The sequence below is a fragment of the Holdemania sp. genome (assembly GCF_986127675.1).
The window spans coordinates 1-25,891 of the sequence record NZ_CFQZWI010000015.1; the positions used below are offsets into that span (position 1 = coordinate 1).

Below are 25,891 nucleotides of genomic sequence, written 5' to 3' on the forward strand. Positions count from 1 at the left end.
TACACGACGCTCTTCCGATCTGTATGAAAACGACGATCTGATGCGCGTTACCCATGGCGACGATTACACGATCGCCTGCTGCGTCTCCTCGATGCGCATCGGCAAGGAAATGCAGTTCTTCGGCGCCCGCGCGAATCTGGCGAAGTGCCTGTTGTACGCGATCAACGGCGGCGTCGATGAAATTTCCGGCAAGCAGGTCGGACCGGAATACCGGCCGATCACTTCGGAATATCTGGATTACGACGAAGTTATGCACAAATACAAGCAGATGATGAAGTGGCTGGCGCAGGTCTATGTTAACGCGCTGAACATCATCCATTATATGCACGATAAATATTGTTACGAAAAGCTGCAGATGGCGCTGCATGACAAGGACGTCAAGCGCTGGTTTGCCACCGGCATCGCGGGTCTGTCCGTCGTTGCCGATTCACTCTCCGCGATCAAATATGCCAAGGTCAAGGCGATCCGGGATGAACGCGGCATCGTCGTCGATTATGAAGTCGAGGGCGACTTCCCGAAATACGGCAACGACGACGACCGCGTCGACGCGGTTGCCAGCGAGATCGTCCACACCTTCATGACTTACATCAAGGGCAACCACACCTACCGCGGCGGCATCCCGACGACCTCGATCTTAACGATCACCTCCAACGTCGTCTATGGCAAGAACACCGGTTCCACCCCGGATGGCCGTAAGAAGGGCGAGCCGTTTGCGCCGGGCGCCAATCCGATGCACAAGCGCGACAGCCATGGCGCCGTCGCTTCACTGGCTTCGGTTTCCAAGCTGCCGTTTGCGGATGCGCAGGACGGTATCTCCAACACCTTCTCGATCATTCCCAACGCGCTGGGTAAGGAGATCGTCACCAGCGGCGATCTGGAAGTCGAGCTGGAGCTGGATGAAATTGAAAGCAACGAATAAACGATGAAGCAGGAACAGCTGATCGACGATTTGATCGCGCAGCTGGACCAGTCCTTCGCCGCCGGCGTGGGCCATGTCAACGTCAGCGTCGAGGGATCGACGGTTCAGCTGGAGAAGATCGACAAAAATGAAGAAAGCCTGGTCAAAGAAGTGGAAACGCTGGGCTGTCTGGATTGTGAAAAACAGAATCTCGCGTGCAAGACCCCGACGTTAATGGAGGGGCTGGACCGGAACGAAGAATAAAGGAGGAAACGAATATGAGTACGATGGATCAACAGATCGACAACCTGGTATCGCTTTTGGACGGTTATGCCGAAAAGGGCGGACATCATCTGAACGTCAACGTTTTCAACCGGGAAACGCTGCTGGACGCTCAGGCACATCCGGAAAAATATCCGCAGCTGACCGTGCGCGTCAGCGGTTATGCGGTCAACTTCAACAAGCTGACGAAGGCGCAGCAGGACGAAGTCATTTCGCGGACCTTCCACGAACAGATTTAACGGCGTATGAGCGAAGGCCGGATTCATTCGCTGGAAAGCTTCGGCACCGTCGACGGGCCGGGCGTCCGGCTGGTTGTGTTTGTCCAGGGCTGTCCAATGCGCTGCCGGTATTGTCATAATCCTGATACCTGGCGGCGCGAGGGTGGTCAAATGATGAGCGCGGCGGAAATTCTTCGGACATACAAACGCAACGAAGCGTTTTACCGCGGCGGCGGAATCACGGTGAGCGGCGGGGAACCGCTGGGACAGAAGGAATTTGTCAGGGAGCTGTTTGCGGCGGCGAAGCAGGCTGGAATTCACACGTGTCTGGATACGTCGGGGATTTTATTTGATCCGTCCCATCCGGAAGCGTTCGATTCCCTGCTTGCGGTCACGGATCTGGTGCTGTTGGACATCAAGCAGATCGATCCGGCTCAGCACCGCTGGCTGACCGGGCAGGACAATGAGCGGATTCTGGCCTTCGCCAGGTATTTGAACGCGAAGCAGGTTCCGGTCTGGATCCGGCACGTCTATGTCAACGCGTCCCTGAACCCGCCTGAGCAGTTATTCGCGCTGGGTGAGTTTTTAGGCACACTGCACAATGTCAAAGCGGTCGACGTTCTGCCTTATCATACGATGGGCAAGGTCAAGTATGAGCAGCTGGGGCTGGCCTACCCGCTGGAAGGGATTCCGCAGGCGACGATGGAACAGGCCCGCCAGGCCCGCTCAACCATTCTTCAAGGCATGCGGAAAGCGCGGCGTCAGACTGTGTCCTGATAGGAACAATCTGAAAGCTGACTGGCATAAAAAAACAACGCTGATGGAATTCCTGACTTCGGAGATTCTATGCAGCGTTGTTTTTGTGTGAGTCCGGCGAAGATCAGCATGAGATCTTCGCGGTTTAATCCCTTATCAGATACGCAAACCCGATGTAGGCAATTTCGGCGGTTAGTCCTGTGCGGTATAAATCGTTTTTCCAAACGTATAAGCGGTATCCAGATAGCCGGTATCCTCAATGTGCTTCGGACCCCCGCAGCCCCCGCAGCCGCCGGCCAGGACATGACCTTTGTCATGCCAGCTCAGATAATTTGAAATCACGTGCTGATAATAGGATAACGCCTGCTCGAAGGTCCACCAGTTGTCATCCGCCGCGCTCATCAGTAAAGCACAGTCCAGATCCGGGTATTTTTCATACCGGCCGAACGGCGGATTCGGATCTTCGCTGCAGGTCGCGTACAACCGTTCCAGAACATTTTTGATGACACCGGTCAACGTCCAGTAACGCAGCGCTGAAGCGAAGACGACAAGATCGGTGTTTTTGATCGCTTCATAAATTTCTGTCATGTCGTCCTGCTGCAAGCAGCCTTTGCCATACCGGCATTGATCACACCCCAGACAACAGCGGATATCCCGGCTGCCAAGAAAAATCGAAGTGACTTCGTGACCTTTGCGACGCGGCGCCCTGGGCAAAGCTGTCCGCCAGCTTCACTGTGTTTCCTTCCGGCGAAGCACCGATTAAAATCAAAATCCGTCGTGATGGGACATCTGCGGACGAGCCGATTTCCTGCGCCGCACAGCCGGGCAGGATACTCATCGTCGCTACGCCGCAGGCGCCGGCGGCCGCACTTTTAAGAAAAGTTCTTCGAGACATAATTTCCATGATTATTCTCCTCCTTGTCTCTCATCATAAAGTCTGGAATAACTCGAGAGTCAAGGATTTTCTGGAAATTTATTGAACTTCGGCCGGAATCCAGAGTTCATATCTGCGAGTTTGTTTTCCCTGGTCATAGTCCAGGCTTAATACCCGGCAGATCCAATCTCCTTTTAATTGAATCTGCATCTGCCTGAGCTGCGTCAGTAACGGAAGCAGGTCTGAGGATTGAATGACGGCCTCTGTTTGAATGATCGTTCTAAGACATTTTTGACCCGGCAGACTGCGAATCGGATTCTGAATTTGAAATCCATGCCGGGCTGCCGCCTCCGCTGTGACAATAAAACCAAAATCGAAATCACTTCTCTGCGCTTCAAGGAGATCGACAGGAGCGAGAACGGCGCAGGTAAATAAGTTCCGGTATTGCATGACCGGCTGATAGAGCGGACTGAAAATCATCGCTTCATTCAATTCGTCATGATGGCTGTAACAATAGAAATAACTGAGTGGCGCATCAATCCAATCCCATCGCATCAGCATTGATGGAGAAAGCGCGCGGGCTTGCTTATAGCCGCTCAATTTATTTAGGGCCAGCTGTGTATCCTCTAATTGATGCCGGAGCGCTTGTTCCCGTTCTTCCAGCAGCCGACTCATTTCGGTTTCCGTCAGGGTATGCATCAGGATTTCGACTTCCCGGATTGTAAAACCCAATGCTGTCCAGTTCGCGCAGTCGTAGAGCCGGCGGATTTCACTGGCGGAATATTCCCGGTAGCGGCTTTCCGGATCCCGCGGCGGATTGATAATCCCTTTCTTTTCATAAAAACGGATCGCGTCGGGACTCATATTCAGAAGCTTGGCAATGACATTGATTTTAACAGGCTGAGTCATCAGATCATCCACCCTGTCTTTCATTTTAACATTGAATATCCTTTTCAGGGAATTAAGATCATGGAATAAGCAGCTATGGTTAAGCTTTCCCAGATTAGTAATTAAACGAAAGAGAAGGCAGAGAACGAGCAAAAAGCTGTGTTATTTCTATTACGCAAAAGGGGAGATTACCGCTTCAGAAAAAGATGAAAGAAAGGATCATGAAGGAAAGAAGAACATTGATGGCGCATTTTTGAAAAAGGGATTCATTTTATTCGCTTTCTTGTGCGTTTGGCAAAATTGTAGATTGTCATTCGTCTCAAAAAGCGTTCTGTGCAAACTTTCGCGGCGTGATCTTCTTTCTTCACACGGGAAAAGTGCGGCTTGGGTTCGATTGCTTGTCAGGCTGAATATAAAAGAAAAGAGCGATCCGAACGGAGGCTCTTTTCGTTATTGATTGGTTAGTTTAAGGCTGCGGCGATCGCTTCCGCGGCCAGTTTGCCGGAGGTCAGCGCCCAGCCGTTGTTGGCGCCGGATGGGGAATCGTCGCCCATGACGCCGCCGACGGTTTCACCCGCCGCGTACAGCCCCGGAATAACCGTGTCGGAAGTATTCTTCACTTCCAAATTTGTCGTCACAACCAGACCGCCCATGGTTGTCGCAAAGCGCGGTTTCTGTTCGACTAAATAATACGGGCCTTCACCGATCTCTTTTGTCAGATACTCGGCAGCGCGTCCGAATTCTTCATCCTTGCCGTTTTGCACAAAGGTGTTGTACGTCGTAACGGTATTTTCCAGCGCTTGGGCGTCCATGCCGACGATTCCGGCCAGTTCCGCCAAAGAATCCGCATGCGCGAAGACTGGCGTCGTCTTGCCGTTATTGTCCAGCCAGCCGTTGATATCGCCTTCGGAGATTCCGCCGGTAGCCAGCTTGCTTTTAAAGAGATCGAAGGTGGAGGCGTCCATCAACAGGTATAACATGCCGTCCGTCTGCTTCAATTCGGTTTCCAGAATCGTCCGGTTCGACGCTTTTTCATTGACGACGCGCTGACCTTCCTTGTTGATCAGAATTGCGCTTTCGCTGAAGGCCGCGATGTTGCCGGCGATCGTGGACTTCGCGATGCCTTCGGAGACTTCGATGCCGTTGGGATAACGTTTGCCGTATTCCATCAATCGGGTTGCCGCGTTAACGTTTTCCGCCGTGGCCATCACGATGCCGTCGCCCGTGGAGGACGCCGGTCCATAATACAGCGCGCTTTTCATCTCGTCATTTAACAGATCCTTGTTATTGCCATAACCGCCGGTCGCTAACAGCACGGCTTTGGCGTTGATCGTATACTCTGTTTTCTCATCCGCCGCTTTGACCCCGACAACTGCGCCGGTCTGGTCAATGATCAGCTCGCTGGCGCGTGTACTCAACAGAACTTCCGCGCCGCTGGCTTCGACGGCTTCCCGCAGCACTTTCGCGGCTCCCGCGCCGCCGCCTTCATACGCTAATTCGCGGTCGTGCGAATATTCCGCCAGCTTGTGCAGTCCGCCGTCCAGATCAAAGTTCAGCTTAACACTGTCATGCAGCCAGTCGGTCGTTGCGCCGACATTCTCTGCGTACAGCTGGATCAGTTCCCCAACGTTCAGGTTTGCGCCGTTGGCCATGAAATCCTCAACCATGCTTTCGACTGAATCGTCGCTCACGCCGGCCTGCTTCTGCAGGTCGCTGCCCATCACGACCTGATTGCCGCCGCTGATCGAAATCGCGCCGCCCATAAACGACATCTTTTCCACCAAGACGACGTTTAAGCCTGATTCTTCAGCCCGGATTGTCGCAGCCATGCCCGCTGCGCCGCCTCCGACAACGACCAGATCGGTATCCAAGGTTTTGGCTTCTTTTTCTGCCGCCGTTTTGTTTCCGGCCGTCTTCAAGGCTTCCACATCGCCTCCAGCCTGCGTGACGCAGTCTTCCACCGCGGCTAAAATCGCTTCGCTGGTATGCGTGGCGCCGGATACGACGTCGACCGCCAAGGTCTGTCCGTCAACGATCGCCTGCGGAATCGAGGTCAGCGGCGCGGATGCGATCGCTTCGGTTTCCTGCTGATTTTTGACGACGACGCTGCTGATCGCGTCGGCGGTGAAGGTGACTTCCAGTTCTACCGGGCCGTTATTGCCCTGGGCGGAAGCCGTGTAGGTTCCCGCTTTGTACTGCCCGGATGCCGGTTCTTCGTTCTTCGGCGTTCCGGAACACGCCGCTAACGAGAATGCAAGCAGACAGGCGGCCAGCGCTTTGCCGGTCTTGATTGTCCAATTCTTTTTCATTGCTTTTCTTTCCTCCTGAGTTGCCTTTTTATTGTAAGCATATCAATTTTGTGAATAAAGAAATAAAATAGAAAATATTCATAGCTGGAAGCTATAAATTTAAGTATAATAAAGAAAAAGAGGAATTCGTTATGAACCTGAATCAGCTGATTTATTTTGAAACGCTGGCTCAGCTTGAACATGTAAGCCGGGCCAGTGAAAAACTGAATATCGCTCAGCCCAGTCTGTCCAAAGCGATCGCCAATCTGGAACAGGAGTTAGGCGTCGATTTGTTTGAGAAACAAGGCCGCAACGTCGTGCTGACCCGGCAGGGGAAGCTTTATCTGGACTATGTTCAGAAAGCGCTCAAAAGTCTGGAGGAAGGGCGCTCTGCTTTACAGCGGATGCAGTCGGAGCTGAATCTGCGGATTGATATCGGGTTTGTGTCTTCTTTACAGGCGCGGATGATGCCGCAGCTGTTGGCAGACTATCGCCAGGCGACCGGTTCGCAGACGCGCTTTGCCTGTTATGAAGGAACGACGGTCACCTTGTTGGAACAGCTGGAGGAAGGAACATTGGATCTGGCTTTGGGCTCTGAGCCCCGGGATCCCGTACGGTTTGGATCGGATCCGGTGTTCCGTCAGGAGCTGGTCGTGCTGACGCCGAAAACAGCGCGCTGGCAGGGCGTTTCATCTTTATCGTTAGAGCAGGTTGCGGCGCAGCCGCTGATCCTGCATACCCGCAATACCGGGATGCGGAAGATTGTGCTCGATTTGTTTGAGGAAGCAGACTTAAAACCGGAGGTGGCTGAAGAAGCAACGGAAGAAAGCATGATCGCTTCACTGGTCGCGATGGATCTGGGAATCGCGATCGTGTCGCTGTCGCCCGCCGTGCAGCTGCCGACGGTGAATATCCTGCGGCTGGATCATCCGAAAAATTACCGGTATATCCATTTGATTTATTTGCGTCATCATTATTTAAGTCCGGCGGTCCGGCATTTTCAGAACTATGTCCTGAAGTGGGCGCAGACTCCTGCCGCTGCCTGAGACAGGCTGTTTTAAAATCGGTTCACGCGGCTGATTCTTTTGATCGGCCGTTTTTTTATGGATGACAGACCGGCGGTAGTCTTTGAAACCGGAAGATTCTGGATTGTACAGAAGTTGGATATTCCTGCTAAAATGACCGTAATAAAAGTGTAAGAGTCGGGTTGTTCGGATAATGGTAAAATAAAGGTGAAACCGGAAGACCGGTTTGGAATAAAACGTCGGCTTGCAAGCTGCGCAGCGAAGATGTGATATGTTCAGGAATTTATGACGATCAATCCGTTTTACGGAAAAGCCGCGGGGCAGATCGGAAAACGTTCAATTAGAAGGTAGGGATGGCTATGGCGCAACCTTGGAAACGACTGTACTGCTTTCTCATAACCGGACTTCTGCTTTTAGGCGGCTGCGCTCCGGCGATGAGGAAAGCGATGCAGAATGAGGAAAATAAACCGGGTGAGGAAGTTTTGAAGCGGCCGGAAGAAGAGAATTTAAGCTTAACGGAACAGGCGCGCGTGTATCCGATTGAACTGACGCCGGGGCGGATCTGGCTGGTGAACCGCGATGGCGAAACGGTCGGCGCGCAGTCCCAATCAGCATTGATTTACGATCAGCTGACACGCCAGCCGCAATACAAAGTAAAAACGAGGCGGTATCTGGACGGGGAAACGGACGAATATGGGCAGCCTGTTTATACCAACCAGTCGGCGTTGTTCTCGCTGGAGGATGAGTGTCTGGCTGATTGGGATGATGTGATTTACGAGGGCGGCGCCGGCCGTCTGGTCATTCGGCGCGACTACGCCGACGAATTTGATTCGATGATGGATCTTCCGGAAACCTACCGGACTGCGCTGGTGGACGGCGTGACGCAGACGGTGGTGCAGGAGGCGATCTTTCAGCTGAAAGCGATTGACGAGGAACATCTGATCGCGCTGGACAAAGACCGCCGGCTGTTGGGCGTCGTCGATCGTGAAGGCCGGGCGGTATCGGGATTTCCGGCCGCAGAAACGTATTATGATCCGGAAGCGGCGTTGGGACGGATTGTCGCCAGCTCGGTCAGCTTTCTGGACAATGAGGCGCGCCGGACCGATACGCTGCTGGACGTCAACCTGAATCCGCTGTTCAGCGCGCCGCGCATCAATATGGTTTATAAGGGGCTGCATGGTCCGTATTTTATTACCTATCAGAAAAACCGGACTGAAATCATCAGCGCGGATACGCTCAAACCGGTCTATGTCGTCGATCCGGAACAGGAGTTTACGTATTTTGACGGCGAAGTGCTGATCGTCTATGGTGAAAACGCGCAGACCGGCGAAGAAACCATGCGCCTGCTTGATGTGGATGGCAACGAACTGTTTTGCGCCGAAGATCTGATCAGCGCCCAGCCGCAGTCGTCGAAGGCCCGGGCCGAACAGTTTCTGGCGGTCGAAGCGGAAACCGCGATGGTGATCGACCGGAACGGGCAGGTCTTAAAGTCTCAGACGATTCCAGGATTGTCAGGATTGTATTGCGATCGGGAAGGTTTTTATTTCTACGAGGCTTATAATCCGGAAGGCAAGATCCGGACAGGGATGCTCGATGCAACTCTGCAGATCGTAATCCCGGCCGAAACTTATGAAACGCTGGCGATCGCAACGCTGCAGGACTATCTGATCGAACCGATGGATTATTTATTGGCATCGCGCAGCGTTAAGAACGCGGAGCTGACGGATATTCTGGATTTAAACGGAAATGTGATCTTTGCCGGGGCGAGTCGGATTTTCAGCCGTGGGCAGGATCGCTTCGCCGTCTTGCGGGGTGAGGAAGCCGGTCTGATCAACGGGCAGGGCGAGTGGCTTGTAAAGCGGTCGGTTTACAGTCTGGGTTGGGATGATTAAGGAGGAATGCGGGATGAAACGAATAGCGGGATTGTTGATCGCAGCCGGTCTGGTATTGAATGGCTGCGTGGCAAAGTCTGAACCCGAGCCGGCATATCAGGCCGAAAGTTTTCCGCTGGCGGCGGCTTCCTGGCCGCTGCAGTCCTTACTTCAGAATTTGCATCGGCAGCTGAGTCCGGATCCAGACTGGCTTCCGCCCGAGGCCAGCGGCAGTACGCAGGCGGCCTGGCGCAGCCTGATTCAGGTGGTCAATCCGCAGCCGCGGATGATTTTGGCCTATGAGCCTTCCGCCGCGATGCGTCGGGAATTACAGGATTATGATACGCTGTGGCAGGCGCAGACGATCGGCTATGACGCGCTGGTGTTGATCACCGGCAGCGAAAATCCCGTCGATTCGCTGAGTCTGGACCAGATCCGCGATATTTACGCGGGGAAGATTACCAACTGGAAGCAGGTCGGCGGACTGGACCAGCCGATCCGGATTTACGCACAGGATGAAAACAGCGGTCTGCAGACGGCGTTTGAACGTCAGGTCATGCAGGGCGTTTCGATTGTCAATCCAACGCTGGACTGGTTCTATGAGCGGGCCGGCGTCGTGCGTCAGGCGGTTGCGGCTTTCACTCCCACCTCAGACGCGCTGGGCTTTTCCAGCCGGCTTCTGGTCAGTCAGGTCAATCCGTCGCCCGATCTCAAGCTCCTTCGCGTCAACGGCGCATCGGCAAATGCGAAAACGTTGGAAAACGGGAAATATCCGCTGAAACTCCCCGTCTTGCTGGCAAGCAACACCGCCTCGGACGCAACGATTGCGGGAATTACCGACTGGCTGTTAAGTGTACCAGGGAAGCGGTGGTTAAGCGATCAGGGGCTGTTTCCCACTCAATAAAAGAAGATGAAAATCATGCTTGGTTTGAAGTCAGCGTCGGCTGTGCTGACGACCCGGCTGTTTTTGACAGCAGTCAGACGGCTTCCGCTCCCATTCGGGAAGAAACCGCAGCGCCTGCCGCGATTTCCGGCATAGAACCAGCCGCGGTGTCCATTTCATTTTTCAGGAAGAACTTCGTTCTCAAAGTCAATCCCACAGGTGTTCACTCTTTAAGAAAGGATGGATCATTCCGACGTCAAGCTGTTGGCTGCAGACGGCGTGAGACCGGATTCTGATTCTATCGCCAGGGATCAATATTCACTGATCCATGAATTTAACGCGGTGATCCGGGCGGACGAGGCGCTGGACTGTCCGGCGTGGATTTTGCCTGAATGGCTGAAAACGGACGACGCCCGCCAGCGGATCCGGGATGAAGGCGATGTCCTGGCGAATTAATGGAGTTTGTAAGCTGTCCCTTCCAGTTTTGATCACAGGTGTAAAAATCCGTTTCCGATGGCTTCCGGCGCGGATTTTTTTATCGTGAAATTTTTATTCATCTACCCTTTACAAATGCAGGAAATTCTTACCGGAAACGGGTGACTTTTTCAGACTGATATGCTACACTGAATTCTGTTTTCGGGATAAGGAGAAGGTTATGGAGAAAGAAGAAACTTTATTATCGGGGGATATTAAAAAGACGTATGTTTCCTATCTGATTCCGACGATCGTGGGGATGCTGACAAATTCGGTCTACTGCATCGTCGACGTCATGTTCGTCGGTTTGTGCATCGGCGCGCAGGGCTTGGCGGCATTTAACATCGCGATGCCGGTCTATACGATTTATTCTTCGTTAGGCTTAATGCTGGGGGTTGGCGGCGCGGTGACCATTTCCGTGCTGATCGGCAAGGGGCAAAAGGAACAGGTCGACAAGGTGTTTACGCTGACTGTTTTGTGCTGCATGCTGATCGGCATGGTGATGAGCGCCTACGGTTTGCTTTTTCCAGACGCCTTCGCGCGGATGCTCGGCGCCAGTCCGCAGCTGATGCAGGGAGTGAAAGATTATTTACAGCCCCTGCATTGTGTCGCGCTGATCTATATTCTCAACTGTACGATGCAGGTCATCATTCGCGCGGATTACAACCCGAAGCTGGTCATGTTAGCGGCGGTATGCGGCAACGCGACCAACATTATCTTTGACTGGCTGTTTGTTTCCGTCTTTCAATGGGGGCTGTTCGGCGCGGCGGCCGCGACGGCGCTGGGCCCCTGCGTCGCCATGAGTATCTGGATTTTCCATTACCTGTTAAAGAAAAATACATTTACGTTTACAAGGCGTTTCTGGGATTTCTCACTGCTGCAGCGGATCTTCAAAAACGGCGTCGGTACGTTTATTCTGGAATTGAGCCTGGGCTGCGTCGTGATTTTCTTCAACATCGTGCTGCTGGATGTCAGCGGTCAGGACGCCGTGGCGGTATTCGCGATCATCTCAAATATCGCGTATGTCGGAAAAGGCATTTTTAACGGAATTTCCCAAGCGGCCCAGCCGATGCTTTCCGTCAACTACGGCGCGCGGAAGATCAAGCGCGTGCAGGCCACGCTGAGAACGGCGTTAGTCTGCGCGTTAATTTTCTCCTTGGGCTGTTATCTGTTGATTCTGATTTTCCCGCAGCCGATCATCGGTTTCTTCATCAGTTCCTCCGATGCCGGCTTGATCGGCCACGGCGTCTGGGCGGCGCGGATTTACTTTATTTCGTTTGTATTTACGGCGGTGAATACAGTTCTGATGTATTACTTTCAATCGGTGGAAAGTATTAAGGTAACGACGATGATCGCGCTGATGCGGGGATTGATCTTCATCCTGCTCGGTCTGGCGGTGTTCCCAAAATTTTTAGGCGAGCTGGGCGTATGGCTGACGATCACCTTCGCGGAGGTGGCGACGTTATTGATCGCGCTGCCAATCAAGCGGAAGCTGGATCGGCTGTTGGCGGGCGAAGCGGTTGAATAGCGGCTGGCGGCGATGAGTGTGAAAAGATCGGATTTCCTGAAACGGAGCTCCGATCTTTATTTATATTCTTAATTTATACTCCGCAAAGACCGCTGCCCTCCTTCGACATTAGAGAAAAGCTTTGGAGCACGTTGAATAAAAGCGCTAAAGCAGCCGGAGGATCAGGGCTGCCAGAAGCACCAGCGCCGAACAGATCCAGGGCAGACATAGAATTCCGGCAGCGATCAGATGAAATTTTTTATGCATCATCATCGCCGCGACATACTCCCGGATAAACGCGTTATAGGAAAAATAAGCGACGGTGCGCGAGCCGATTCCGCTGCATCGGCGAATCCCGGCCTTGCGGGATAACAAACCCGCGCGGAAGACGTGATAATCGCTCGTGCAGAACAGACATTTATAACGCTTTTTCTGTTGATCCATGATTTTCTTGGAAAAGACCATGTTTTCGTACGTGTTGACCGACTGGTTTTCCACCATAATCCGCGTTTCCGGTACACCCTGTTCCAACAAATAGTCTTTCATCACTTCCGCTTCCGCCCGCGGCTCGTCCGGTCCCTGACCGCCGGAGGGGATCAGAATCAGTTCTTTTTTTCTTCCCGGGAAAAAGCGGTGCTTTCTGGCTTCCTGCCGCCAATAGAAGGCTAACGCCCGATCGCAGCGCTGCTTTAACAACGGCGTCAAACCCTGATCGGTCACCTTGCAGCCGAGGATGATCAGAAAATCCTGATTCAGCAGCGGCCGGTTGAGCTTGAACAGCCAGCTGGACACCAGATAACAGACAAAGGTGAAGATCAGATATAAATACAGGACCGCGCCGGCTAAAAACGCCAGGTTGAGAATCCAGGGCAGCGATTGGGAGTGCGAGAGCCCCATGGGGATAACGAACCAGCCCAGCAGAAATGCCAGACCGAAGATCAGCGACAGGCTGTGCTGAACGCTGACACCTTCCTTCGCCCATAGCTGCGGCGAACGCATCAAAAGGACCGCCCCCAGAATCAGCGACAGGATCGGAAAGAGAAACAAGGCGAACAGAAACAGCCCGATCCCGGCTAACAGCCAGAATGAATTCTGGGCATTCAGTGCCAGCAGCGTCAGATCACCCAGAATCAGAAACAGTCCGAATGTCAGCAGCACCCCGTTAAAAATCCGCCGCTTATCGCTGAGATAAAAAATTAAAAATAATCCGAAATAAATGGCTGTCGCCAAAATGGCGAAATTCAGAAGTTCTCCCATTTGTTCGATTCCTCGCTTTATTCTGATTCCATTATACCCTTTCCGCTCTGTTCCGACACGTCTTGTCGTGATAAAATGAAAGAAAAACAGGAGGCATTTATGATTGTTTTACGACAGGCAGAGGTTTATGCCCCGCAGTTTGCGGGACGTCAGGATATTTTGATCGCCGGCGGCGAAATTGTGAAGATGGCAGAACATCTGGATTGCGGGCAGGTGCAGGAGATCGACGCGTCCGGGAAGATTGCGGTTCCCGGCTTGATCGACCAGCACATTCACATCACCGGCGGAGGCGGCGAAGGCAGCTTTCATACGAAAACGCCGGAAGTTCAGCTTTCTTCTCTGATTGAAGGCGGCATCACAACCCTGGTCGGCTTGTTGGGCACCGATGGTTTTTCACGATCCGTGGAAAATCTGGTTTCCAAAGCCAAGGCGCTGAAAGAGGAAGGACTGAGCGTCTATTGCCTGACTGGTTCGTACAGTTATCCCAGCGTAACGCTGACGGGCGATGTGAAAAAAGACATTCTGTTTATCGACGAGGTGATTGGCGTGAAGCTGGCGCTGGCCGATCACCGCAGCTCCAATGTGACGCTGGATGAGCTGATCCGGCTGGCTTCCGACGCTCGTGTCGCGGGCATGCTTTCCGGCAAGGCGGGAATTGTGACGCTGCACATGGGCGATGATCCGCAGGGGTTGAACAAGGTGTTCGACGCGATAAAGCAGACGGCGATCCCGGCGAAGGTTTTCCATCCGACGCATGTGACGCGCAACCCGATGCTGTTTGAACAGGCGCTGGATTTTCTGGAGCTGGGCGGCTGGATCGATCTGACCGCCGGCTCGCGCAAAGAAAAGAGCTGCGGGGATTATATTGAGGCTGCCAAACAACGGGGACTGGATACATGCCGGATCACGGTGAGCTCGGATGGTCAAGGCAGCTGGTCTACTTATGACGCGCGCGGCAATTTGACTCAGATCGGGGTGTCCAGCGTCAAAGCGCTGCACGAACAGCTTGTACGGATGGTCAAGGAGAACGAGTTTGATTTAGCCGAGGCGCTGAGCTATGTCACAAGCAATCCGGCTGACGCGCTGCAGTTAAGCCGCAAGGGCCGGCTTCAGGAAGGGATGGACGCGGATATCGTGCTGCTGGACAAGGATCTGGCGATCGACACCGTGATCGCCCGCGGTCAGCTGATGATGAAGGACAAGCAGCTGCGGGTGCGGGGAACCTACGAATAAAGATTCAAACCCTGAAGTTCACGGTGGAATCGACCGGAAATCCATGATTCGTGGACAAAGTCAAGCAGGCATGGATTGCGCTCATCCCCCGGGTTAATCGTACAATGAAGGCGAGGAAAAGGAGGGATTGAGAATGGATGCGGAAACCATGGGAAAACGCATCGCACAGCTGCGCAAAGCGCGGAATCTGACACAGCAGCAGCTGGCCGATCAGCTCAACGTCACCAACCGCGCCATTTCCCGATGGGAACGGGGCGAGGGTTATCCGGAAATTACGCTGCTGCCCAAGCTGGCGGACAGTCTGGGCGTCACGACGGATGAAATTTTAGGTCATAGAACAAGGAAACAGCCGGGGATGCGGTTTGCTCAGCAGCCGCAGGTCATCATCGGAATCGGTCTGGTGCTGATTTTCGCTGCGGAAATCGGACGCCGGCTGCAGCCTCAGCAGAGCAATCTTCTGGCTTTGGCGGGGCTGACGGTGTTTTTGATTCTGGGGATGATCGTTGTGATGCTGCGGCTGCCGATGAACAGACTCAGCGGTATGATTTACAGCGGCTCCGGATTCTTTTTCGTGACGCAGCTTGCGGCCCAGTGGATTTATCTGTCACTGCTGCGGTATGTAGGACCAGTGCCGTTTACTGGAGCAGTGAACCCCTATTATTTTGCTTTGCAGGAGAAGATGCAGTATCCGGTTGCTTTACAAGTTCAATCGCTGCTGACGCAGGCGATGTGGCTGCCGGGGATGCTGGTGTCGCTGACGGTGTTTCTGCTTCTGAATTGGAAAGTGAACTGGTACGCGAGCACTTCCGGTTGGATCAAACTGATCAAGTCGATGATCTGGCTGGGACTGAGCATTCTGATTCTATCCGTGATTGTATTCAGACAATCGTTGCAATGGGATTGGACGGAACTGCCGCCGCAAAGCTACGCGCGTCTGTCGCAGCTCTATCCGGCCGTGATTTCAGTCTTGATCGTGACGGCGCTGGCAGGTCTGTTGTTTATCTGGCGGTGGCGCCGGCAGGATCGTACCGCCGGAGTCTTGATCCTTTTATTACTGGGCTTTTACGGCAGCGTGCTTCCTGTGCAGAAATTGGATTATTATTTCTTTAAGGCGGAAAAGTTGATTCCGGATATTGCCAAAATTACTGAGGGATGGGACCGGATTCATCTGGTGGTGCAGTGGGACCGTCCGTTCTGGTTTGCGGGCATCGTCTGTCTGGGGATGAGTTTATTTTTGATTTATCGTCAGGAGAACACGGGCTCCGGGAAACTTTCCGTTAAAAACCTTGCGTCGCTGCGGCTGAGGCCGGAAATCTGGAAACGGAAGGCCGATTGATCGGACAGCCATTTGATATGAATTCCAGAATGAACTTCAAAGTTCAATGCAAAGAAAAGGACAGGAATCGCAGGATGAGTGAAACCAAAGAACCGATTTTCCGTTATGGGAAAACGGAAATTGAATATTTAAAGCAGCGGGATCCGAAGCTGGGCGCGCTGATCGATCAGATCGGTCCGATTGAACGGGCTGTCGATACCGATCTGTTTTCGGCAATCGTGCATCATATCGTCGGGCAGCAGATTTCTACGAAGGCTCAGCAGACAATCTGGCAGCGGATGCGGGACGGCTTGGGCGAAATCAGAGCGGAAACGATATTGGCGGCCGGGATTGAGCGACTGCAGGCGTTTGGCATGACGTATAAAAAAGCGGTGTATATCGAGGATTGCGCGCGGAAAGTAACCACCGGCGAGCTGGATCTGGACCAGCTGCCGCGGCTGCCTGATGCGGAAGTGATCCGGCAGCTTGTTTCGCTGAACGGGATCGGCGTGTGGACTGCAGAAATGATTCTTCTGTTCTGTCTGCAGCGGCCGGACGTATTCAGCTATGGCGATCTGGCGATCCTGCGCGGATTGCGGATGGTGTATCATCATCGGAAAATCGACCGCAAGTTGTTTGCGAAATACCGCCGCCGGTTCAGTCCGTACGGCAGCGTAGCCAGTCTGTATTTGTGGGTGATTGCGGGCGGAGCGGTGGAAGGCATGAAGGATTACGCGCCGAAACCGGTTCAGTCCAAACCCGTAAAACGCAAATCGCTGGTGCGGGTGCAGGAATGAACGACGTTCATTCTGTCATTGGCTAGGATAAGAAAGAGGTTTGAAAAGGAGGCTCACGATGATTTATACGACGCATTACGCTTCCCCGCTCGGCGATCTGCTTCTGGCAGAGAATGAGAATCAGCTGATCGGGTTGTGGCTGGAAGGCCAGAAATATTATCGCAGTACGCTGCGGGAAGCGGCGCAGGAACAAGCTGACCGTGCCGTCTTCATTCAGACGTCAGCCTGGCTCGACCGTTATTTTGCGGGGGAACAACCCGCGATCAGCGAATTAAGACTGGCGCCCCGGGGAAGTAAATTCCGGCAGGCGGTGTGGAAAAGCTTGTGTGAAATTCCCTATGGTCAGGTCACGACGTATGGGAAAATCGCCGGGAAGCTGGCCCGGCAGTTCGGCTTGGCGTCGATGTCGGCTCAGGCGGTCGGGGGCGCGGTCGGGCACAATCCGATTTCGATCATCATCCCTTGTCATCGGGTTGTCGGCACTCACGGAAGTCTGACGGGATATGCCGGCGGGCTGGATAAAAAAATTTTCCTGTTGCAGCGGGAAGGCGTCGACGTCAGCCGTTTCTCAATCCCTGAAAAGGGTACCGCACTGTAAACCGTTGACGAGGGAGCGGACGTGATCTATTCGGGAGAAATTGTTCAAGTCAGTCAGGGAGGAGCCGCAGTCAATCCGGCCTCAATGTGGAATCATAGATTAAGGAAGCAGAAGCAGAATGACAGAGAAGCGTTCTGCTTTTCTTGTGGCCCTCCGACTCCGGGAGAATTTGTTTTCCAGCCGGATTGGGTTTAAAACCGGAATCATCGGCGATAACAAAAGCGAAGACATCCAGATTCTGTTTGGATAATCGAACATCGGAATTCCATGACGAAATTGAATTTAAAGTAGTTGACAAACAGAACTTATTGGAAGATAATACTAATAGAAAGTGATAATCATTATCAATTAAGGAGGAGAACAATGGATCCGAAAGCATTTTTCAAGCTCAGCTATGGTTTATATATCATCAGCACTGAAAGCGAAGGCAAACAGGCTGGCTGTATCGCAAATACATTCAATCAGGTGACCAGTTCGCCGGCGCAGGTCAGCGTAACTTTGAATAAAAACAACGCGACGGAACAAATGATCGAAAAGAGCGGAAAGTTTGCGGTTTCCGTTCTGGAACAGAGCGCCGGGATGGAATTGATCGGCCGGTTCGGTTTTCACTGCAGCCGCGATACCGATAAGTTCGCCGGGCTGGATTGCGGTATCGACGAACAGGGCCTGCCATTTGTGAAAGAAAACGCCGCTTCCCGCTTTTCCTGCAAAGTTGTAAAAACGGTGGATCTGGGAACGCACGTCATGTTTATTGCCGAAGTGATCGGCTGTGAAGTCCTGGATAACCAACCGGTTATGACTTACGAATATTATCATCAGGTCAAAAACGGCAAGACGCCGAAGAATGCGCCGAGCTATCAGGAAGAACCAAAGAAAACCGGAGGATGGCGCTGCTTGTTGTGCGGCTATGTCTATGAAGGCGAAATTCTGCCGCCGGATTTTATCTGCCCGATTTGCAGTGCTCCGGCTTCCGCGTTTGAAAAAATCTGACGCGCTTGGAAAACGAGTTATTTAAAACAGAATAGAAAAACAACAGAAGGAGAATTTCGATGAGAATGAAATCTAAAACCGTCATCATCACCGGCGGAGGAAAAGGCATCGGCTTCGGCGTTGCAACAGCTTTTGCGAAGGAGGGAGCCGATATTGTCATTACCGGCCGTCAGGAATCCGCGCTGCTCAGCGCCAGGGAAAAGCTGGAATCGGCTTATGGTATCCGCGTCGGTTATGTTGCGGGCGATCTGGGGCAGGAGGAAACAGCGGCGAAGGTTGTCGCCAAAGCGATCGAAATGACAGGCCGGCTGGATGTGCTGATCAACAATGCTCAGGCTTCCAAATCCGGCGTCATGCTTGCGGATCATACCCGGGAGGATTTCGATTTGGCGATTAATTCGGGTTTGTACGCGACTTTCTTCATGATGCGTGCGGCATTCCCTTATTTGAAGGAAACGCGAGGCAGTGTGATTAATTTTGCTTCCGGCGCAGGTCTGGCCGGCCGTTTGGGGCAAGCTTCCTATGCCGCGGCAAAAGAAGGCATCCGCGGTTTATCGCGGGTAGCGGCGACTGAATGGGGCGAATTCGGCATCAATGTCAATGTCGTTTGTCCGCTGGTGGAAACGGAACAGCTGCGGAAATGGAAAGAAGAATATCCGGATGTCTATGCCAAAACGATCAAGGGAGTTCCGTTAGGCCGGTTCGGCGATGCGGAGAAAGATATCGGCAGGACATGCGTCTTTCTGGCAAGCGAGGATGCTTCCTATATCAGCGGCGAAACGATCACGCTGCAGGGCGGCTCCGGCCTGCGGCCCTGAAACAGGCGCCTTACGCTGCGTAAGAATTCTTATTCTAATTTGGGCAAAGAGAAAAAAGACAGGCTGGACAAAGCATGATAACAACGCTTTGTCTCAGCCTGTTTCTTTGCAGGAGAAATTCTGCCTTGCCGCAAGTAAGAAGCTGCGGAATTCCGCAGCATTTTTTTTCCTGCGCCATTCTTTTTTTCGCAAGGAAGCAGGCTGTTCGGATTTGAAATTGATAAAGCGCTGATGCAAAAGCTGAAAAAACAAACAAATTCAAACCGCAGGCAAGGACTTTCAGAGAAATTCACGCTTCGCGAAACGAACAGGACGGAACCATGACGCCTGAATGAAGCAGTGATCAGGAAAGTCTGAACTTTGCGGAACACAAAGCGGGAAAACGGGCAGAATTCAGGCGAAGTCTTTTCCGCTAAAACGCAGCCGAAGTTGTGAAAAACTGCCCTTCAGAAGGGAATCGTATTATTTTCCTGTGGAAAAAACGTAAATTCAGGCAGAAAGAAGTAAGCCGGAAATTTTGTGTTTTCAAATCGTTAGGAATGCTCTAAAATATAACCGTCGGCAGAGCTGCCGGACCACTCCGCAGCTCAGGTTTAAACGCTGAATTTCAGCCGGAGGTTGCGTATGATTTCAAGGTTAAAGAAAATAAGCTGTTTGTTCGCCGTCGTCTTCCTGACGGTGTTTTGTTTTGTTCCCTCAGCGGCCAAAGCCCAGTCCTCAGAAGACGATGGGGAAGTATTAAAAGTTGCTTTCCCTGAAAACACCGGGATCAGTGAAATTTATGAAGACGGCACCTATGGCGGGGCGGTGTATGACTGGCTGCATGAAATTGCCAAGTATACCGGATGGAAATACGAATTCATCACCGGTTCTGCCAACGATCTTTTAAAAGGCATGGCGGATGGCGAGTATGATCTGATGGGCGGCATGTATAAAATCGAGGGAATTCGTGATTTGTACTGCTACCCGGAATACATCATGGGCTCCAATTATAACTTGCTGATTTATCCGCAAAGCGATTCGACGATCAAGAGCTTTGATTATTCCACGCTCAACGGCAAGAAGATCGGCGTTTTCAGCAGGGCGACGGCTAAAATCGAGCGGCTGAACAAATTTCTGTCGTTCAACAAACTGGATTGTGAACTGGTCTATTATTCCGACGCGCAGGCTTATGTTAATTGTCTGGACAATCAGGAAGTGGATCTGATGCTGGGCAACGACGTTTATCTGGAAGAAGATTATAATGTTGCCGCAAAATTTGAAGCCGATCCTTATTATCTGGTGACTTCGCTTAACCGGCCGGATTTGTGCGAGCAGCTCTCCGCGGCCATGAATGCGATTTATTCAGCGAATCCCAACTTTGCGGACGAATTGTATCAAAAATATTTTCCGCAGGATTACGTGAACAGGATTGATTTTACAGCGGAGGAAAAAGCTTACCTTGCCCAGTCGCCAACCCTGCGGGTCGCGGCGCTGAAAGAAAACTATCCGCTGTTGTATCAGGAGGGCGGTCAGCTCAAGGGCATTCTGCCCTCCTGTCTTCAGCTGATCACGCAGCGGACAAATTTGAATTTCGAATATGTATACGGCGAAACGATGACAGAACTGGAAACGCTGGTCCGTGAAGGAAAGGCGGATTTGATCGGCATGTATCTCAACGACGACCAGGCTGCCGATCAGTCCGGCTGGACGCGGACTCCGAGCTATGCCCGACTGGATCTGGTCGTGCTGATGAATAAGCGCACCTCAGCTTCGGCCAGTATGACGATGGCTGTGCCGGAAGGCATCACGATGAAGCCGACTCAGCCGGAGGATAAGATTCGCTTTTATAAGACTTATCTGGACTGCATTCGGGCGGTCAATGAAGGCCGGGCAGATTATGTGCGGATGCCGGCTGCCTTTGCGGAGGATTTTTACTCCCGTGATTATTATGCCAATATCAACCTGATCACGCTCAACAACGATCATGAGGAAGTGACGCTGGCGATGCCGCAGCCTGCCGATGTGCTGCTTTACTCGATCTTCAGCAAGGCTATTCATAATTTCTCACAAATGGAAAAAGAATGTCTGGTGTCGCAGAACCTGCTTCAGATTCGAAAGAGCGCAGTGACGATCAAATCGCTGCTGTATTCAAATCCGCTGATGATGCTGAGCGTATGCGTCGGGGGGATCGGCCTGATCTTTGCGGCGCTGCTGGTTTATTACCGCTCGCAGATGAAGACCCGGATGATGCGGCTGCAGCTGGAAAAAGCGGTTGAAACCGGCCGGGCGAAGTCGGATTTCCTCTCGCGGATGTCGCATGAGATCCGCACGCCGATGAATGCGATTATCGGTTTGACGAACCTCGCGCTGCTTTCCGGCGAGGCGACGCCGGCGATTGAGGAAAAGCTGACGAAAATTGATGCGTCCTCTCAATTTCTGCTTTCGCTGCTGAATGATACGCTGGATATGTCGAAAATCGAAAATCAGAAGATGAAAATCGAGGCCCGGCCGCTGGATCTGTCACGGATCTTAAAGCAGATGCAGGATATCTTTGAAATGCAGGCCCGGGAGAAAGGCAATCAACTGGAATTTGACATCGCTTTGGAAGATACCTGGTTTATCGGCGACGAACTGCGGTTAAGTCAGATCCTGACCAATCTGTTATCGAATGCCTGCAAATATACTGAGCGGGGACGGATCAAGCTGAGCGTTGCCGAGAAACGGCTGACCGATCAGTCCGGCGAGCTGTATTTCAGCGTAAAGGATACGGGCATCGGCATCGGCAAGGCTGAGCAGGAGAAGATTTTTCTGTCATTTGAACAGGCGGACAACCGCAATCAACAGACGCCGGGAACCGGATTGGGTCTGGCGATCAGCCGCAGTCTCGTTCAGCTGATGGGCGGCGAATTGAAAGTGAACAGTAAGCTGGGCGCAGGTTCTGACTTTTACTTTACAATCAAGCTGCCGCTGAGCGAAGCGCCGCAGGTTTGCGAGCCGGAAGTCCCGGAAACGGAACTGGATCTGGATGGGATGCGGATCCTTCTGGCGGAAGATAACGACATTAACGCCGAGATCACGATCCAGCTGCTGGAATTGAAAAATGTGATCGTGGAACGGGCGGAAAACGGGCAGCAGGCGCTTGATCTGTTTCAGGCCCGGCCGCAGGGATATTTCGATCTGATTTTAATGGATGTCAACATGCCGGTGAAAGACGGGATGACGGCGGTTCGCGAACTGCGCGGGCTGGATCGGGAAGATGCCCGTTCCGTGTTGATTTTTGCGATGACGGCCAATACATTCCAGGAAGATCGGGAAGCGGCGGTGCAGGCGGGCATGGATGATTTCCTGCCGAAACCTTTTGAAGTGGATCAACTTTATAACGCTCTGCGCAGCACCTTGCGGAAAAGATGAGCCACGAAGGACCTCTTACGCCGTTTCAAGGAAATTTAAATAACCGGAAGCGGATTGCCCAAAGCTCAACAAACAGCGCCGGCAGTCCGCTGTTTTTTTATTTCCCATTCTTGCTTAAGGAATGGAGAATGCAAATCCATTTTCAGGATGGACTTTCCTCGCAGATCGTGAGGAAATAAGACGCCGATGCCATAAAAGAACGCTTTTCTCAGAAATAATCAAGATTATTCGGAATACGGAAATTGGTTTAACAGCGAACAAAGAGAAAAAATACTGAACTTTGCGCAGCGGCAGCGCTTCGCAAAGTATGTTTGCTTTTTCGCATCTTCGCCAGCGGCGGGACAGAAAAGGCAGCGTCTTTGGTAATTTTACTCATGAAATCGAATTGAAAGTCGCTTTTGCTATTTCAAATTGATCGGGAATGGCATAAAATAAGGGTTAAATAGGACCATGCGGAAAACCGTTTGATTGAAGGCAGAGGATGCAAGAGGAGAAAATTATGCGAAATTGGCGGAAATTATTTGTTTTGGGAATCCTCGCTCTGACGTTAAGCGGCTTAAGCTGGACGCCGCTGAGCATTCAGGCGGAGGCTGCGGAGGGCAGTCAGGCCGGCGAAAATCCAGAAGGCGAAGTATTGAAAGTATCATTTCCGATCAGTCCGGGATTAAACGAGGTTTATGAAGACGGCACTTATGGCGGTCTGGTTTATGACTGGCTGCATGAAATCGCTAAATATACCGGTTGGCAATATGAATTCATTACGGGCGATCCTGATACGCTGCTCAGCTCGTTCATCGCCGGGGAAAATGATATCATGGGCGGCATGTATTACTATGACGGCTATGAAAAAATGTTTAACTATCCTGAATACGTGATGGGCTCCAACTATAATTTACTGATTTATCCGCAAAGCGATACGTCGATCAAGAGTTTTGACTATACGACGCTCAATGGAAAACGAATCGGCGTTTTGCGCAAAGCGACAAGCAAAATCGAGCGGCTGCAGAAATTCCTGAATTTTAATAATCTGCAATGCGAGCTGGTTTATTTTGAAGACGCAAAGACCTATACGCAGTGCCTGGAAACGAAAGAAGCCGATTTGCTTTTGGGCAGCGACGTTTATCTGAAAGAAAATTACAATGTTGCGGCCCGCTTTGAAGCCGATTCCTACTATATGGTCACCACGCTGAGCCGGCCTGATCTGTGCGAACAGCTCAACGAGGCGATGAATGCGATTTATTCCGCGGACCCCAACTTTGCCGACAAACTGTATGAGAAATATTTTACGGCAGATTATGCCAACGCCATTGATTTTACAAGTGAGGAAAAAGCTTATTTAAGTCAGTCGCCGACGCTGCGGGTGGGGGTTCTGAAGAATAACTATCCTTTGTTTTATGAGGAAAACGGAGAAAACCGCGGAATCGTTCCGGCTTGTCTTGAACTCATCCGGCAACGCACCTCGCTGCAATTTGAATATGTGTATGCTCAGACGTATGCGGAACTGGCGGAAAAAGTAAAAGCGGGAGAAGCGGATCTGATCGGCGCTTATCTGGACAATGATCAGGCCGCTGATCAAACAGGCTGGACGCGGACCCCGGCTTACGCAAAGCTGGATCAGGTCGTGCTGATGAACAAGCAGACCGGCGCTTCTCAGCCGATGCGCATGGCCGTGCCTTTCGGATTGACCGGAATGCCTTTGCAGGCGGACGACGAGATTCTTTATTATGACTCTTATGAAAAATGCCTGGATGCCGTCAATCATGGAAAAGCGGATTACGTGCGGCTGCCGGCCTCGTTTGTCGAGGATCTTTATTCACGCAGATACTATGCCAATCTGAATCTGATCACAATGAACAATGTTCAGGAGGAAATCGCTTTCGCTCTGCCTTTGCCGCCGAATGTGCTGCTTTATTCCATCTTCAGCAAGTCGATTCATAATTTTTCAGCGACGGAAAGCGAAACCCTGATTTCTGAGAATTTGTTAAAGGTCCGCCAGAGCGCGGCGACGTTGGAATCGTTGATTTATTCCAATCCAATGATGGCGGTTTTGTTCTGTGCCGGTCTGATCGCTCTGATTGCTTTGTGCGTGCTGATTTATTATCGGATTCAGCTCAAAACCCGGATGATGCGGCTGCAGTTGGAAAAAGCGATGGAAACCAGTCAGGCCAAATCGGATTTTCTTTCCCGGATGTCGCATGAAATTCGTACGCCGATGAACGCCATCATCGGTCTGACGCATTTGGCGCTGATGTCTCAGGAGGCGACGCCGGCGCTAAAAGAAAATCTGAAAAAAATTGAAACGTCGTCGCAGTTTCTATTGACCTTGCTGAATGACACGCTGGACATGTCAAAAATTGAAAATGAAAAAATGCAGATCCTGTCGCAGCCGTTTGAATTGGGAGCGCTGCTGGATCACATGCAGGATATCTTCGAAATGCAGGCGCAGATCCATGGCAACTCACTGACTTTTGACATACAGTTGAAGCATGTTTGTTTCAGCGGCGATGCCATGCGGATATCTCAGGTCTTAACCAACCTGTTGTCCAATGCGTGCAAGTTCACAAAGCAAGGCGCAATTACGCTGAGCGTTCGTGAATCCGCGGGGCAGGAAGGTCGGGCAGCGCTGTTTTTCAGCGTTCAGGATACCGGGATCGGCATTGACGAGACGGACTTGAAGAAGATTTTCCTGTCTTTTGAACAAGGTGGAAATCGGGATCAGCACACCCCGGGAACTGGCTTGGGACTGGCGATCAGCCGCAGTTTAGTGCAGCTGATGGGGGGCGAGCTGGAAGTGCGCAGCGAAGTCGGGAAGGGTTCCAATTTCTACTTTACGATCGAGCTGCCGCTCAGTGAAGAAACGGAATTGAATAAACCGAAACATTCTGCTGCGCAGCAGGCCAAGCTGGAAGGTCTGCGGATTTTACTGGTCGAGGACAACGACATCAATGCCGAGATCGCGATCGAGTTATTGGAACGCCGGAAAATTCAGGTGGATCGGGCAGAGAATGGACAGGTCGCTCTGGACTTGTTTACAGGCCATGAGGAAGGGTATTATGATCTGATCCTGATGGATATCAATATGCCGGTGATGGATGGTTTAACGGCAGCCCGACGGCTGCGGGAATTGCCGCGGAGCGACGCACAGAGCGTATTTATTATCGCGATGACGGCGAACACCTTCCAGGAAGATCGCGATCGTGCTCAGGCGGCAGGCATGAACGACTTTTTGCCGAAGCCCTTTGAGGTTGATCAACTGTACGCCGTGCTGGAAAAAAACAATTCAAAAAATGACCAGCCGGGATGTTCAGATTAAGAAAAGCAGCGGCTGCAACGCAGACGATACGATAAAAAAATCCGGATTGCAGAAACTCCGGATTTTCATTTTATTAGAAAGTATCTTTCAATGGCATGAACAATAGGAAGCTCTTTAGAGCTTTAGGCTGCCAAAGCGCTTCAAAGCGCTGAGTTCCCCTCTTTTTAGTTATGCAATGAAAAGAAAGAGAAGAAGAGTTATTCAGTTTTGAAT

22 protein-coding genes are annotated in these 25,891 nt (G+C 51.9%); 17 read left to right on the plus strand and 5 right to left on the minus strand.

Going from position 1 to position 25,891, the window contains the following annotated elements; all coding sequences use genetic code 11:
- The 4 genes from AC5OW4_RS04235 to pflA form a co-directional block, all read left to right on the plus strand.
- Positions 1–919 (plus strand): pyruvate formate lyase family protein (locus tag AC5OW4_RS04235; protein WP_493676711.1); only part of this gene is annotated, 919 nt, incomplete at its 5' end.
- A gap of 3 nt (positions 920–922) precedes the next feature.
- Complete coding sequence (locus tag AC5OW4_RS04240) at positions 923–1,162, plus strand: hypothetical protein (protein WP_072684649.1); 240 nt, start codon at positions 923–925, stop codon at positions 1,160–1,162.
- 14 nt (positions 1,163–1,176) lie between these two features.
- Positions 1,177–1,419: an autonomous glycyl radical cofactor GrcA3 gene (gene grcA3 / locus AC5OW4_RS04245; protein ID WP_006061091.1), complete on the plus strand. Its 243-nt coding sequence runs from the start codon at positions 1,177–1,179 to the stop codon at positions 1,417–1,419.
- 6 nt (positions 1,420–1,425) lie between these two features.
- Complete coding sequence (gene pflA, locus AC5OW4_RS04250) at positions 1,426–2,175, plus strand: pyruvate formate-lyase-activating protein (protein ID WP_072684650.1); 750 nt, start codon at positions 1,426–1,428, stop codon at positions 2,173–2,175.
- Between the two features lie 171 nt (positions 2,176–2,346).
- Here pflA and AC5OW4_RS04255 read toward each other — a convergent pair whose 3' ends face one another.
- The 4 genes from AC5OW4_RS04255 to AC5OW4_RS04270 all read right to left on the minus strand — a co-directional run bounded on the left by AC5OW4_RS04255 (position 2,347) and on the right by AC5OW4_RS04270 (position 6,225).
- Positions 2,347–2,868, minus strand: a complete 522-nt coding sequence (locus AC5OW4_RS04255) for a flavodoxin family protein (RefSeq protein ID WP_229100697.1) — start codon at positions 2,866–2,868, stop codon at positions 2,347–2,349.
- Entirely contained in the window at positions 2,783–3,058 is a 276-nt protein-coding gene (locus AC5OW4_RS04260; protein ID WP_229100698.1) for a twin-arginine translocation signal domain-containing protein, read from the minus strand. The genes AC5OW4_RS04255 and AC5OW4_RS04260 overlap by 86 nt, the downstream gene beginning before the upstream one ends.
- Positions 3,059–3,127: 69 nt before the next feature.
- Positions 3,128–3,937 (minus strand): helix-turn-helix domain-containing protein, encoded by an 810-nt coding sequence (locus AC5OW4_RS04265; protein ID WP_195548063.1) that lies wholly within the window; start codon positions 3,935–3,937, stop codon positions 3,128–3,130.
- A 440-nt stretch (positions 3,938–4,377) separates the two neighbouring features.
- Entirely contained in the window at positions 4,378–6,225 is a 1,848-nt protein-coding gene (locus AC5OW4_RS04270; RefSeq protein WP_295769179.1) for an FAD-dependent oxidoreductase, read from the minus strand.
- A 131-nt stretch (positions 6,226–6,356) separates the two neighbouring features.
- Between AC5OW4_RS04270 and AC5OW4_RS04275 the strand changes: the two genes are divergently transcribed.
- From AC5OW4_RS04275 to AC5OW4_RS04295, 5 genes are all read left to right on the plus strand, one after another.
- Positions 6,357–7,250: a LysR family transcriptional regulator gene (locus AC5OW4_RS04275; RefSeq protein WP_195397005.1), complete on the plus strand. Its 894-nt coding sequence runs from the start codon at positions 6,357–6,359 to the stop codon at positions 7,248–7,250.
- Between the two features lie 332 nt (positions 7,251–7,582).
- Positions 7,583–9,121, plus strand: coding sequence for a hypothetical protein (locus AC5OW4_RS04280; RefSeq protein WP_139248615.1), 1,539 nt, complete (start codon positions 7,583–7,585; stop codon positions 9,119–9,121).
- 13 nt (positions 9,122–9,134) lie between these two features.
- Positions 9,135–10,004: a substrate-binding domain-containing protein gene (locus AC5OW4_RS04285; RefSeq protein WP_072684655.1), complete on the plus strand. Its 870-nt coding sequence runs from the start codon at positions 9,135–9,137 to the stop codon at positions 10,002–10,004.
- A gap of 219 nt (positions 10,005–10,223) precedes the next feature.
- Positions 10,224–10,439 carry a hypothetical protein gene (locus AC5OW4_RS04290; RefSeq protein ID WP_072684656.1) on the plus strand — a complete coding sequence of 72 codons (216 nt, stop codon included), beginning with the start codon at positions 10,224–10,226 and terminating at the stop codon, positions 10,437–10,439.
- Between the two features lie 199 nt (positions 10,440–10,638).
- Positions 10,639–11,985 (plus strand): MATE family efflux transporter, encoded by a 1,347-nt coding sequence (locus AC5OW4_RS04295; RefSeq protein ID WP_072684657.1) that lies wholly within the window; start codon positions 10,639–10,641, stop codon positions 11,983–11,985.
- 144 nt (positions 11,986–12,129) lie between these two features.
- On the opposite strand, the gene AC5OW4_RS04300 is transcribed toward AC5OW4_RS04295, so the two are convergent.
- Complete coding sequence (locus AC5OW4_RS04300) at positions 12,130–13,221, minus strand: YdcF family protein (protein WP_195397007.1); 1,092 nt, start codon at positions 13,219–13,221, stop codon at positions 12,130–12,132.
- Positions 13,222–13,320: 99 nt separating this feature from the next.
- On the opposite strand from AC5OW4_RS04300, the gene iadA reads away from it, so the two are divergent.
- The 8 genes from iadA to AC5OW4_RS04340 all read left to right on the plus strand — a co-directional run bounded on the left by iadA (position 13,321) and on the right by AC5OW4_RS04340 (position 25,678).
- Complete coding sequence (iadA, locus tag AC5OW4_RS04305; protein ID WP_072684659.1) at positions 13,321–14,454, plus strand: beta-aspartyl-peptidase; 1,134 nt, start codon at positions 13,321–13,323, stop codon at positions 14,452–14,454.
- Positions 14,455–14,587: 133 nt separating this feature from the next.
- Complete coding sequence (locus AC5OW4_RS04310) at positions 14,588–15,790, plus strand: helix-turn-helix domain-containing protein (RefSeq protein ID WP_072684660.1); 1,203 nt, start codon at positions 14,588–14,590, stop codon at positions 15,788–15,790.
- 74 nt (positions 15,791–15,864) lie between these two features.
- Entirely contained in the window at positions 15,865–16,566 is a 702-nt protein-coding gene (locus tag AC5OW4_RS04315) for a DNA-3-methyladenine glycosylase family protein (RefSeq protein ID WP_493676712.1), read from the plus strand.
- 58 nt (positions 16,567–16,624) lie between these two features.
- Positions 16,625–17,164, plus strand: a complete 540-nt coding sequence (locus tag AC5OW4_RS04320; protein ID WP_072684662.1) for a methylated-DNA--[protein]-cysteine S-methyltransferase — start codon at positions 16,625–16,627, stop codon at positions 17,162–17,164.
- Between the two features lie 363 nt (positions 17,165–17,527).
- Positions 17,528–18,154 (plus strand): flavin reductase, encoded by a 627-nt coding sequence (locus AC5OW4_RS04325; protein WP_072684663.1) that lies wholly within the window; start codon positions 17,528–17,530, stop codon positions 18,152–18,154.
- 59 nt (positions 18,155–18,213) lie between these two features.
- Entirely contained in the window at positions 18,214–18,972 is a 759-nt protein-coding gene (locus tag AC5OW4_RS04330) for an SDR family NAD(P)-dependent oxidoreductase (RefSeq protein WP_195397008.1), read from the plus strand.
- Positions 18,973–19,596: 624 nt separating this feature from the next.
- Positions 19,597–22,365, plus strand: coding sequence for an ATP-binding protein (locus AC5OW4_RS04335; RefSeq protein WP_195397009.1), 2,769 nt, complete (start codon positions 19,597–19,599; stop codon positions 22,363–22,365).
- A gap of 499 nt (positions 22,366–22,864) precedes the next feature.
- Positions 22,865–25,678, plus strand: coding sequence for an ATP-binding protein (locus AC5OW4_RS04340; protein WP_195397010.1), 2,814 nt, complete (start codon positions 22,865–22,867; stop codon positions 25,676–25,678).
- Positions 25,679–25,891 lie beyond the last annotated feature (213 nt).

Bases quoted from the DNA above. Each gene is read 5' to 3' on its own strand.
- AC5OW4_RS04330 (WP_195397008.1), top strand. From the start codon at position 18,214: ATGAGAATGAAATCTAAAACCGTCATCATCACCGGCGGAGGAAAAGGC.
- AC5OW4_RS04265 (WP_195548063.1), bottom strand. From the start codon at position 3,937: ATGACTCAGCCTGTTAAAATCAATGTCATTGCCAAGCTTCTGAATATG.
- AC5OW4_RS04340 (WP_195397010.1), top strand. From the start codon at position 22,865: ATGCGAAATTGGCGGAAATTATTTGTTTTGGGAATCCTCGCTCTGACG.
- AC5OW4_RS04290 (WP_072684656.1), top strand. From the start codon at position 10,224: ATGGATCATTCCGACGTCAAGCTGTTGGCTGCAGACGGCGTGAGACCG.
- AC5OW4_RS04300 (WP_195397007.1), bottom strand. From the start codon at position 13,221: ATGGGAGAACTTCTGAATTTCGCCATTTTGGCGACAGCCATTTATTTC.
- iadA (WP_072684659.1), top strand. From the start codon at position 13,321: ATGATTGTTTTACGACAGGCAGAGGTTTATGCCCCGCAGTTTGCGGGA.
- AC5OW4_RS04335 (WP_195397009.1), top strand. From the start codon at position 19,597: ATGATTTCAAGGTTAAAGAAAATAAGCTGTTTGTTCGCCGTCGTCTTC.
- AC5OW4_RS04285 (WP_072684655.1), top strand. From the start codon at position 9,135: ATGAAACGAATAGCGGGATTGTTGATCGCAGCCGGTCTGGTATTGAAT.
- AC5OW4_RS04275 (WP_195397005.1), top strand. From the start codon at position 6,357: ATGAACCTGAATCAGCTGATTTATTTTGAAACGCTGGCTCAGCTTGAA.
- AC5OW4_RS04315 (WP_493676712.1), top strand. From the start codon at position 15,865: ATGAGTGAAACCAAAGAACCGATTTTCCGTTATGGGAAAACGGAAATT.
- AC5OW4_RS04310 (WP_072684660.1), top strand. From the start codon at position 14,588: ATGGATGCGGAAACCATGGGAAAACGCATCGCACAGCTGCGCAAAGCG.
- pflA (WP_072684650.1), top strand. From the start codon at position 1,426: ATGAGCGAAGGCCGGATTCATTCGCTGGAAAGCTTCGGCACCGTCGAC.
- AC5OW4_RS04325 (WP_072684663.1), top strand. From the start codon at position 17,528: ATGGATCCGAAAGCATTTTTCAAGCTCAGCTATGGTTTATATATCATC.
- grcA3 (WP_006061091.1), top strand. From the start codon at position 1,177: ATGAGTACGATGGATCAACAGATCGACAACCTGGTATCGCTTTTGGAC.
- AC5OW4_RS04295 (WP_072684657.1), top strand. From the start codon at position 10,639: ATGGAGAAAGAAGAAACTTTATTATCGGGGGATATTAAAAAGACGTAT.
- AC5OW4_RS04240 (WP_072684649.1), top strand. From the start codon at position 923: ATGAAGCAGGAACAGCTGATCGACGATTTGATCGCGCAGCTGGACCAG.
- AC5OW4_RS04320 (WP_072684662.1), top strand. From the start codon at position 16,625: ATGATTTATACGACGCATTACGCTTCCCCGCTCGGCGATCTGCTTCTG.
- AC5OW4_RS04280 (WP_139248615.1), top strand. From the start codon at position 7,583: ATGGCTATGGCGCAACCTTGGAAACGACTGTACTGCTTTCTCATAACC.
- AC5OW4_RS04270 (WP_295769179.1), bottom strand. From the start codon at position 6,225: ATGAAAAAGAATTGGACAATCAAGACCGGCAAAGCGCTGGCCGCCTGT.
- AC5OW4_RS04260 (WP_229100698.1), bottom strand. From the start codon at position 3,058: ATGGAAATTATGTCTCGAAGAACTTTTCTTAAAAGTGCGGCCGCCGGC.